General features: G+C 61.5%; 9 protein-coding genes. 2 read left to right on the top strand and 7 right to left on the bottom strand.

Annotated features, from left to right (window positions below; all coding sequences use genetic code 11):
• Positions 1 to 770: Ig-like domain-containing protein (locus QM600_RS27955; protein ID WP_283265009.1), on the top strand; the 770-nt coding region annotated here is incomplete at its 5' end.
• A gap of 371 nt (positions 771 to 1,141) precedes the next feature.
• Here QM600_RS27955 and QM600_RS27950 read toward each other — a convergent pair.
• The gene (locus QM600_RS27950) at positions 1,142 to 2,698 is read right to left on the bottom strand and encodes an endoglycoceramidase I (protein ID WP_502943125.1); all 1,557 of its coding nucleotides are present in this window, start codon (positions 2,696 to 2,698) and stop codon (positions 1,142 to 1,144) included.
• Between the two features lie 691 nt (positions 2,699 to 3,389).
• On the bottom strand, positions 3,390 to 3,518 hold the full coding sequence (locus QM600_RS27945) for a hypothetical protein (protein ID WP_279395127.1): 129 nt from the start codon (positions 3,516 to 3,518) through the stop codon (positions 3,390 to 3,392).
• Positions 3,519 to 3,655: 137 nt separating this feature from the next.
• On the opposite strand from QM600_RS27945, the gene QM600_RS27940 reads away from it, so the two are divergent.
• On the top strand, positions 3,656 to 5,197 hold the full coding sequence (locus QM600_RS27940) for an alkaline phosphatase family protein (protein ID WP_283265007.1): 1,542 nt from the start codon (positions 3,656 to 3,658) through the stop codon (positions 5,195 to 5,197).
• Between the two features lie 68 nt (positions 5,198 to 5,265).
• On the opposite strand, the gene QM600_RS27935 is transcribed toward QM600_RS27940, so the two are convergent.
• From QM600_RS27935 to QM600_RS27915, 5 genes are all read right to left on the bottom strand, one after another.
• Complete coding sequence (locus QM600_RS27935; RefSeq protein WP_283265010.1) at positions 5,266 to 6,054, bottom strand: SDR family NAD(P)-dependent oxidoreductase; 789 nt, start codon at positions 6,052 to 6,054, stop codon at positions 5,266 to 5,268.
• A gap of 25 nt (positions 6,055 to 6,079) precedes the next feature.
• Positions 6,080 to 6,730 (bottom strand): PaaI family thioesterase, encoded by a 651-nt coding sequence (locus QM600_RS27930; protein ID WP_283265006.1) that lies wholly within the window; start codon positions 6,728 to 6,730, stop codon positions 6,080 to 6,082.
• Complete coding sequence (locus tag QM600_RS27925) at positions 6,730 to 7,599, bottom strand: MaoC/PaaZ C-terminal domain-containing protein (RefSeq protein WP_283265005.1); 870 nt, start codon at positions 7,597 to 7,599, stop codon at positions 6,730 to 6,732. Before QM600_RS27925 ends, QM600_RS27930 begins: the two co-directional genes overlap by 1 nt.
• A complete protein-coding gene (locus tag QM600_RS27920) occupies positions 7,599 to 8,801 on the bottom strand; it encodes a lipid-transfer protein (RefSeq protein ID WP_283265004.1) in 1,203 nt (400 codons plus the stop codon). The genes QM600_RS27925 and QM600_RS27920 overlap by 1 nt, the downstream gene beginning before the upstream one ends.
• 7 nt (positions 8,802 to 8,808) lie before the next feature.
• On the bottom strand, positions 8,809 to 9,428 hold a 620-nt coding region (locus QM600_RS27915; protein ID WP_283265003.1), incomplete at its 5' end, for an acyl-CoA dehydrogenase family protein.

The following is a 9,428-nucleotide window of genomic DNA, read 5'->3' as shown; positions in this document are numbered from 1 at the left end:
CGGCGACTCTCTCACACACCTTCGACACCGTTGCAGCACACTCCATTACGGCCGAATTCGTCGCCGGTGCCGGTTTTGCCGGCTCCACCTCGACTCCGTCCACGGTAGTCGTTTCCGATCCGATTCCTTCCGATACTGAGACCACCACCACGGTCACCGAATCGGCTACAGCCGTCGCCGGCACCCCGGTCGTCTTGTCGGCCAACGTGTCCCCCGCTCCGACGGGTGGCGATGTCAAGTTCCTCGTCGACAATGTTGTAGTCGGCTCCGGTCAGGTCGGCACTGACGGTGTTGCGACCCTCTCGCACACTTTCACTGCCGCAGGCACCCCCAACGTAGTTGCCCAGTTTGTCGGCACCACCGGCTTCGCCGCATCTACATCCGCACAGTTCTCCGTGACCGTCACGGCGGCTACACCTACCGACGTCGAGACCACCACCACGCTCGACACAATCGGCGCCCTCGACACGAACACCCCGGTTGTCCTCAAGGCAACGGTCAACCCGACCACCGCCAACGGCAAGGTGCAGTTCAAGGTCGGCAACACGCTGATCGGTGCGCCGGTTGACGTGGTCAACGGTGTTGCGACGCTCACCCACACCTTCACTGGCGCCGGAACATTCAATGTCACCGCCGAGTTTATCGGTGCAGACGGATTTGCGGATTCAGCCGCCACTCCGAAGACTGCGAATGTCACCGATGCCACCGATCCCGGTACCCCCGGCGGCACCGGCAGCCTCGGCAGCCTGTCAGGCATCTTCGGATCCTAAAACCCCAGCAGTAAACGCACAGGCGCGTCACCGGATCTTCGGTGACGCGCCTGTGCGTTTGTCTGGCCGGCGCCTTCGGCGCGCACAACGTAGATGCGGTTGGGGTAGTGCGGGTTCCAGCCGAGACGCGTAGCACCGATATCATCCCGTATCGGGAGTTTCCGGTCTTGACTGTCGCGTCCAGTTGCGCGGACGTCGACGGTAGCCTCTGCGCCGTCAATCCGGCATCGTCGGGTTTTCGTGTGCGCTGCGTGCGGTGTCCGCGCGGATCGTCATGACAACGCTGCCCTCAACCTCGCTCTGCGCTTGCAGCGAGGTTGAGGGCAGCGAAAATGGTGAATGCGGCCGAGGTAGTCCGATCAAGTGTTCTGTTACGAGCCTGAGCTGGCCAAGGAACCTGAGCTGCCCACTGAACCCGAGCTACCCAAGGAACCCGAGCCGAGGGAGGACATCGAGGAACCGGTGCCGATCGGGCCGGTAGGCAGTTCGGCACCGTCGGAGCCAGGCCGGTTGATCTTGACGATCACCGGATCGGTGCCATCTGCCTCGACGGTGACCATCCGGGCACCCGCAGCCGAGGTAATCGTGCCGCCCTCGGCGACGGCCACGTAACCCTCGGGGTAGTGCCGGTCGGAAACGTAGATTTCCGTGGGCTTCGTCGACACCTTCGGGCTGTACTTGTAGATGAAGTCACCGTTGGCCGAGTCGAACTTCATCCCCTCGGGAGTGCCGGCGGTGGCCTGCGGGTAGGTGCGCACCAATTCGTTGCCGATCGCCTTGAGGAACGGGTCGGTGCCGCCTTCGGGTCCGAAAATGCTGCTGTAGTGCCAGTATTGCCAGCCGATGAAGCGTTCATCGGCGCGATCAAGGGTATTGGCCAGCACAGTCGGGTCGCCGTCACCGAACTCGGTGACCACGGTCGGGATGTTGGCGCGCTTGGTGATCGCATCGATATTGCCCCAGGTGTTGCCCTGCGTCACGGTGCACAGTGCTTTCAAACCCTCCGGCAGCCCCAGGTAGATCGCGAGCTGGCTGGGGATGCAGTAGTCGTGCGGCGCGAAGACGATGTTCGGGTCGGTAATCGCCGGTGTCTTCGGCGGATTGGCAAGGTTCGACGGCATCAACTGGTTCCACGTGACGTTCGGTTCCCAGTAGACCGGGACCGTTGGGTCCGCCGCGCGGACCGCGTCGGTCAGCTTCTGCATCGCGCCCTGGTACTTGCGGTCGAAGTCCGGGCAGCCATTCGGGAAGCAGGTCAGGAAGGGAGAGCCGGGCCACGGCTCGTTCAGCAGCTCGATGCCCTGCACGCCCGGCTTGCCCTTCATCTTGGTTGTCAGGGCGGCGAGCGCATCGCCGAGGTAGTCGAGGGCGCCGTGAGTGTTGTTCCAGACCTCGTCCCATCCCCTGTTCATACTGGGCATCAGGTTGAAGAGCGGGAAGCCGGGGTTCGGCTCGTTCTCGCCGGGCCGTGCCTCGATAGCCCAGGCAGGGAAGCCGTTGCCGCCCCAGGGCTTCGAGAGTCCGTCCTGGTGGTTGTCGAGCAGAACATGGATGCCCCGGGCGCCGAGCACGTCGACGGTCTCGGCGGCCCGGTCCAGGTACGCATAGTCGATCTGGCCACGCTCGGGCATCATCGCCTCGAACTCGACCCCGAGCCGGACAGTGTTGAAGCCGTGCTGGGCGAGCAGATCTGCATCCTGAGGGGTGACCGTCAGGCCGTCACCCGGCCACAGGTACGGCGGGTCCTTGTCGACGTTGTTGACGCCATGAAGGAGTATGGTCCGGCCGAATTCGTCCACCAGCGCGGTACCCTCGGAGTGGAGCTTGCCGGCCGGGGCGGGTGGAAGGTCCTGCGCGGCAACCGGTGTGGCAGCGATAATGCCGCAGATCACCGCGGCAGCGAGTCCTAGCGAAAGTAACCTACGCATCAATTTCCTCGGGGTTTCAACTTCCTGGCGGACAGTGCGAGCAACTCCTTCGGAATTGGACGACTGTATAGTTCGCCGAAGTTTAGCTGCCGATTTATGTGTTTTACGCCACTTTGACCATTAAAATTAATTTAAGCCACAGCACCCGTCCGTCACATCCTCGATGGTGCAATGCGGAGGGTCCGCCGTTGCCGAGCGCGGGCCCTTCCCGTCGTTCGCCCGGCTTGACGAACCCGAGGAGACGGAGCTACCCGAAGCCCTGGGGAGCTGCCCGAGAATCCGACTGAGAAAGTTCAGCACCTCTTACGCAAGGAGGAGTTGCGGTTGGAGGCCTGCTAACGTGCAAGTGCCTCGACCGCACTGATCACTCATGCGGAGGAGGTTTTGCAGGCGAACGACTTTCGCTCGACTCCACCACCAACGGCCGGAAGTTGCAGATTGCGTCAATGGTGGACGAAACCTCCCCAGCACTCCCCGGGTTCGGAGTGAACGCCGACGCCAGCATGCTCGGATGCGTGTGTGGGTCGAGAAACGGGTGTTGCGGGAGCGGAATCTGAAACTTCAGAGATTACTTCGAGTCCGGATAGCCGCATCGGGACGTAGGTACGTGGCACATCCGCGGAAGCCGATCAAATAGGGCGACAATCCCGCACTGTTCTGAATGATTCAGTTGTGCCCAACCCGCGCTGGACTATGTAGCTTTGTCCTCGTCGGCAAGCGGATCGATTGTGTCAACGCCTTCCAGCACCGTCAGTTCTTCTTCTGCCTCGGCGATAAGCCCTTTGGCTTCAGCCTCGACTTTTTTCACCCAATCGGACATCTCGAGCCTCTTCTGATCGATCCGAGTTCACGTTGTCTCGTGGACAAGCCTACGTCGCATAGGCCGGAAAAATCAGTGACTACGAGGACGAACGCGATTCCGGTGCAACTTGGTCTTTCGCATGCGAACATCACCACATGGTGCATGGAAATCCGTTCGCTAACCTGTCACGTCGAGAATTTCTTGCCAAAGCAACAGCAGTGGGTTCGATAGCGATGCTCAGTTCGTGGGCAAGCCCCATCATCGCCAGAGCGCACACCATGTCCGACATTGGACCTGGGTCCCTCGACGACATTGAGCATTTTGTGTTGTTGATGCAGGAAAACCGTTCTTACGATCACTATTTCGGGGCTTTGTCAGGCGGACGCGGCTTCGACGATCTGTCCCCGGCATGGAAACAGTTCGGTTACTCCCCAGAGCGAGGCGAAGACCCTAGCGGATTCATCAACCCGTTTCGTCTCGATACAACTCGGGGGCCCTCGTTGAACGGCGAGTGCATCAACGATCCGGACCACTCGTGGGCAGGTACTCACCAGGCATGGAATAACGGCGGCAATGACCGTTGGATGCCAATGTCCATTGCTTCCGTCGGAGTCGGCAACGGCCCGGCCGCAATGGGCTACTACACCCGGGACGACATCCCGATCCACTATGAACTCGCCGACGCATTCACCGTGTGCGACAACTACCACTGCTCGGTCCTCGGCCCGACCGACCCCAATCGGCTGTACTGGATGAGCGGAACCATCGACCCGAACGGACTCGCCGGTGGCCCGTTGGTGGAGACACCCACGCTGATCCCGAAATTCCGATACTCCTGGAAAACCTATCCGGAAAGTCTGGAAGAAGCTGGTGTCAGCTGGAAAATGTACACCAACCGAGAATTGGGTCCGCTCTCGTCGGTTGCACTGGACGGGATGATGGGGTGCTTCACACAAGCTCGGGATCCCAATTCCGCACTGGCGCGCAAAGGAATCGATCCCACCTACCCCAACGATTTCCGGAGCGACGTGGCAAACGGAACACTGCCCGCCGTATCGTGGGTCATCCCCTCCCTCCTCAACTGCGAACATCCAGCTCTTCCACCGGCATTCGGCGCAGCGGGCTTCGTCGAACTTCTCGACATCCTCACCTCGAATCCTGATGTGTGGGCCAAGACAGCATTGATCATCTCGTACGACGAGAACGGCGGATTCTTCGATCACGTCACACCGCCGACGCCACCGCCTGGAACGCCTGGCGAGTTCCTGGCCGTCCCCTTGGATTCCGTATCATCCGCCAATGGGGTAGCCGGGCCGATCGGCCTCGGATATCGTGTTCCCGCGTTGGTGATTTCGCCGTTTAGCCGCGGCGGTCTGATCGCTTCGGAAGTCTTCGATCACACGTCCCAATTGCGGCTGCTGGAAACGCGATTCGGTGCGCCGGTACCAAATCTGACGCCGTGGCGCCGCAGTGCCGTCGGCGACATGACGTCCGCATTCAACTTTGCGGCGCCGCCAGACGCAGCCAAACCGGCATTGTCCGACCCTATCCCCGGAGCACAGGACGCCCTTCTACAGTGCGGGCCGAATATCGCACTCGGGACCTTCGGCAAGGGTGCTCCCTACCCTGTGCCGCCCAACCGAATGCCGATGCAGGAGCCGGGCACCCGACCAGCACCATCCGGAGTTGTTACCTAGCAGTGACGAACAAAAAGGGGCTCGATGCGAAATGCATCGAGCCCCTTTCAGTTACAGCACAATGGTATTCAGTCGACAGTCGGCGCCCACTGCACGCCGTTGATGTGCCCACCGCCGTCAACGAAGAGGGTGTTACCGGTGACGTAGCGGCTGTCGTCACTCGCCAAGAAGGCAGCGACAGGTCCGATGTCGTCGAGGGGATCCCCGATGCGGCCCATGGGATTCTGCGCAGCCATGACAGCTACGTTTTCCGGGTTGGCTTCGGCGACGCGCTTGTACGCAGCACTCTGAGCTCCGGGGCAGATGACATTGCAGTTCACCTGCTTTGGGGCCCACTCCCGCGCAGCAGTACGTGTGAGCGTCCGCAGCGCTTCCTTCGCCGCGTTGTGCTGCACCGAGTACATGTGTGCGTTCACACCGTTGAGGCTGCACATGTTGATGACTCGACCCGTACCGTGACGCTCGAGTTCCGGTAGTGCAGCCTGCATGGCCCAGAACGCGGCCATCACAGCCATGTCGAAACCGCCGCGCAACTGCTCGTCGGTCATCTTCTCGAGCCGCGCGAAACCGAAAGTCCGCCAAGCATTGTTGACGAGAATATCAAGACGACCGAATCGCTCGACTGCCTTGTTGACCATGGCAACAACCTGCGCTTTGTCGGTGACATCGGTGCGAATGAACTCAGCCTCCGCGCCCCATTCATCGCGCAGCCACTGGGCTGTCTCGAGCCCTGCCTGCTCGTCGATCTCGGCAACCAGCACCGAGGCACCTTCACGCGCGAAAGCGCCAGCCACACCGCGTCCGATACCCATTCCGGCACCGGTTACCACTGCTACACGTCCGTCGAGCTTTCCCACTGTCGTGCCCTTCTTCGTCAAGCCCCTAACGGGGGCGCGGAACCGTCTTGTCGATGAACAAGCCTTCAACCGAGACGCACACTTCACCGTCAGCAGTTTTGATCTCGCCGACAGTCTTGATCTTGCGGCCGTCTTTCGAGATGAACTTGCCGGAGATGGTGAGCGGCACGAACAACGGCGTCGGACGGTGATAGCGCGTGCTCAATTGCGCCGTCATTCCCGAAGTTCCACCCCAGGCATTGGCTACGCCGAGCACATGGTCGAGGATCAACGCGGACACTCCGCCGTGAACATGACCGGGAGGACCCTGGTACGGCAGGGTCAGGGTGACGACACCCTGAACGGAACCATCCGCGAGGCCTTCCAACACCAGCGGCGGTGCGATGGCGTTCTCCGGTCCCGTGACGGGATCGTGACGGGTCACGCCTTCACCGTTCCACATATCGATCAACCGCTCGGCAACCTCAGGTGCGTGCTCCTCGAGGTGATCGGCAATGCTGTTGAGCTCCTCGGCAACTCGGTCGAGATTCGCGTTACCACGATCGGTACGCAGCATCGCGTCGACGACGCGTCGAGCAGCCAACGTGGCCCGATCGACAGGTACGTCCTGCGGCGGCGACGTCAGAATCGTGCCACCCGGATGCGTAGCCGCCGTGGGATGCGTGCCCATATCCATTAGTTGATCTCCATCGTGGCGTGGGTGAGAACCGGGGAGTTCTCACGCTCGGGGCAGGTTGCCATCAATGTCAGGGTGTTGCCGTCCTGCCACACCGACGTGGTGATGCTTTCGCCGGGGAACAATGAGCCTGCGAACCGCACCGCGAAGTTCTTCACGCGCGACGGATCGCCGTCGAGAACACCGTCGACGACGGCCTTGCAGACAACACCGTACGACGCGAGGCCGTGCAGGATGGGTGCGTCGAAGCCGGCCATCTTGGCGAAGGCGGGATCGGCGTGCAGCGGGTTCATGTCTGCGCTGAGGCGGTACAGCAACGCCTGCGATGCGCTGGTTGCCGAGGTGAGCACCTTGTCCGGCGCCCGGTCGGGAACGCCTGCAACAACTTCGGGACCGGCTTCTCCACCGAATCCGCCTTCACCGCGAGCCCAGATCTGCATTCCGGTGGTCCACAACGGATTTCCGTCGAGGTCCTCGGCTGCAGCTTCGAGCACGATGACGGCTGCCTTGCCCTTGTCCCACACGTCGGCCACTCGGGATGAGATGCGAGCCGCACCCGATGTCGGGATGGGCGCGTGCAGGGTCAGCGACTGTCCACCGTGCAGAATCTTGCGCAGATCGATGTCGATGCCGGGCATGTTCATGGACGGAGCGGGAAGTAAACCTGCCGAAATGCCCTGGCCTGCAACCATGGCGAAGGTCGGGAGAACCTTCAGGCCCTTTTCGTAGACCCAACTCAGCTCGGCCGGATCCAGAGCGTTGACTCCGGCTCCGAGGCCCAGCTGATAGAGCATGACATCACGCTCAGTCCACGACGCTTCGCGCACAGTCGGTTCGGCGGCCAAGGCCACCGCAAGATCGATAGCCATCAGTTCTCCAGAGTTCCGGCGCGGTAGACCGTGACGACGCAAGCGCCGCCCAGCCCGAGGTTGTGTTGCAATCCGATTCGAGCGCCCTCGACCTGACGGGCATCTGCGGTTCCCCGAAGCTGCCAGGTCAGCTCGGCGCACTGCGCCAAACCGGTGGCACCGAGCGGGTGACCCTTCGAGATCAGGCCACCGGACGGGTTGACGACCCACTGTCCGCCGTAAGTGGTGGCTCCGGATTCGACGAGCTTTCCGCCCTCTCCGGCCGCGCACATTCCGAGGCCTTCGTAGGTGATGATCTCGTTGATCGCGAAGCAATCGTGCAATTCGATGACATCAACATCGTCGATCGTGATGCCGGCTTCTGCAAAGACCTGCTCGGCAGCTGCAGCCGTCATCGGTGCACCGACTACGTCGATCATCGACTTCTCGGCAAACGCTGCCTCGGTATCGGTGGTCATCGCCTGGGCGACGATCTCGATTGCACGGTCTTCGAGGCCGTGTTCACGGACAAACTTTTCGCTCACGACGATGGCTGCACCAGCGCCGTCCGAGGTCGGTGAGCACTGTGAACGAGTCAACGGCGCGTGAATCATCTTGTCGCCGAGCACCTGTTCGAGGGTGTACTCGTCACGGAACTGCGCATACGGGTTGTTGACCGAGTGCTTGTGATTCTTGACTGCAACAGCGGCGATCTGCTCGACGGTAGTGCCGTACTTCGCCATGTGCTCGACGGCCGCGTTACCGAACAGCTGAGCTGTCATGGGCGAACGGGCAAAACCGTAGTCCTCGACCATGATCTTCAGCTGCGAGTCCAAGGTGGTGACCTTGGGCATCTCACCGTTGCCGGTCAGTGCCGTCTTGGTCATCTTTTCGAAGCCAACCGCCAAGGCGCAGTCGGCCTGTCCGGCCTGGACCCACTCCCGTGCCATCATCAGCGCCGTCGAACCCGTGGCGCAATTGTTGTTGACGTTGAAGATCGGGATGCCCGACAGGCCCGTCTCGTACAGGGCACGCTGACCGGCAGTCGATGCGTTGAAGACGTAACCGACTGCAGCACGCTGGATCTGGTCGTAACTGACCCCCGCATCGGTGAGTGCGTTCGAGACAGCCTCGGTCACCATGTCCGGGTATTCCCAGTCTCGGGTCTCGATCTTCTCGAACTTGGTCATGCCGACGCCTACAACGAAGGTGCGATTGCTCATACGCGTATCACTTTCCTGGTTCGGGGTCGCGGGGCAGACCCAGAATTCGCTCGCCGATGATGTTGAGCTGAACATTGGTGGTACCACCCGCAATGGACATCGACTGCATGCTCAAGAACATCTGCGTCGCCGACAGCCGGCTCTGATCGCTGAGAAGCGAACTGGGACCGGCCCATTCCATTGCCAAGTCCCAGACCTGCTGGATGTGTTCGACACCGATGAGCTTCGCAACGGAGGACTCCGCGCCGGGCTGCGCTCCGGAAAGCGAACGCAACGTGGTGCGCAGCCCGAGCAGTCCGCCGGACTGTGCGTCGCACAGCACCTTTCCGAGAACCGTGAGCTGCTCGTCATCGATTCCGCCGGACAGTCCACCGGCCAAGCTCAGCAGTGCTTCGCCGCCCGAACCCAACGACGAGTCGTTGGACAGCGAAACCCGCTCATTGGCCAGCGTCGTGCGGGCCAGCTTCCAGCCGTCGCCAGGTTTGCCGACGAGGCACTCGTCGGGAACAAAGATGTCATCGAAGAACACCTCGTTGAACAGTGCTTCACCGGTGATCTCGCGCAGCGGGCGGATGTCGAGGCCACTGTTCTTGATGTCGATGAGGAAGTAGGACAGGCCCTTGTGCT

The sequence above is a fragment of the Rhodococcus sp. IEGM 1379 genome, from assembly GCF_030056815.1.
Taxonomy (GTDB): Bacteria; Actinomycetota; Actinomycetes; order Mycobacteriales; family Mycobacteriaceae; genus Rhodococcus_F.
This window is presented reverse-complemented; position numbering and strand designations above follow the sequence as displayed.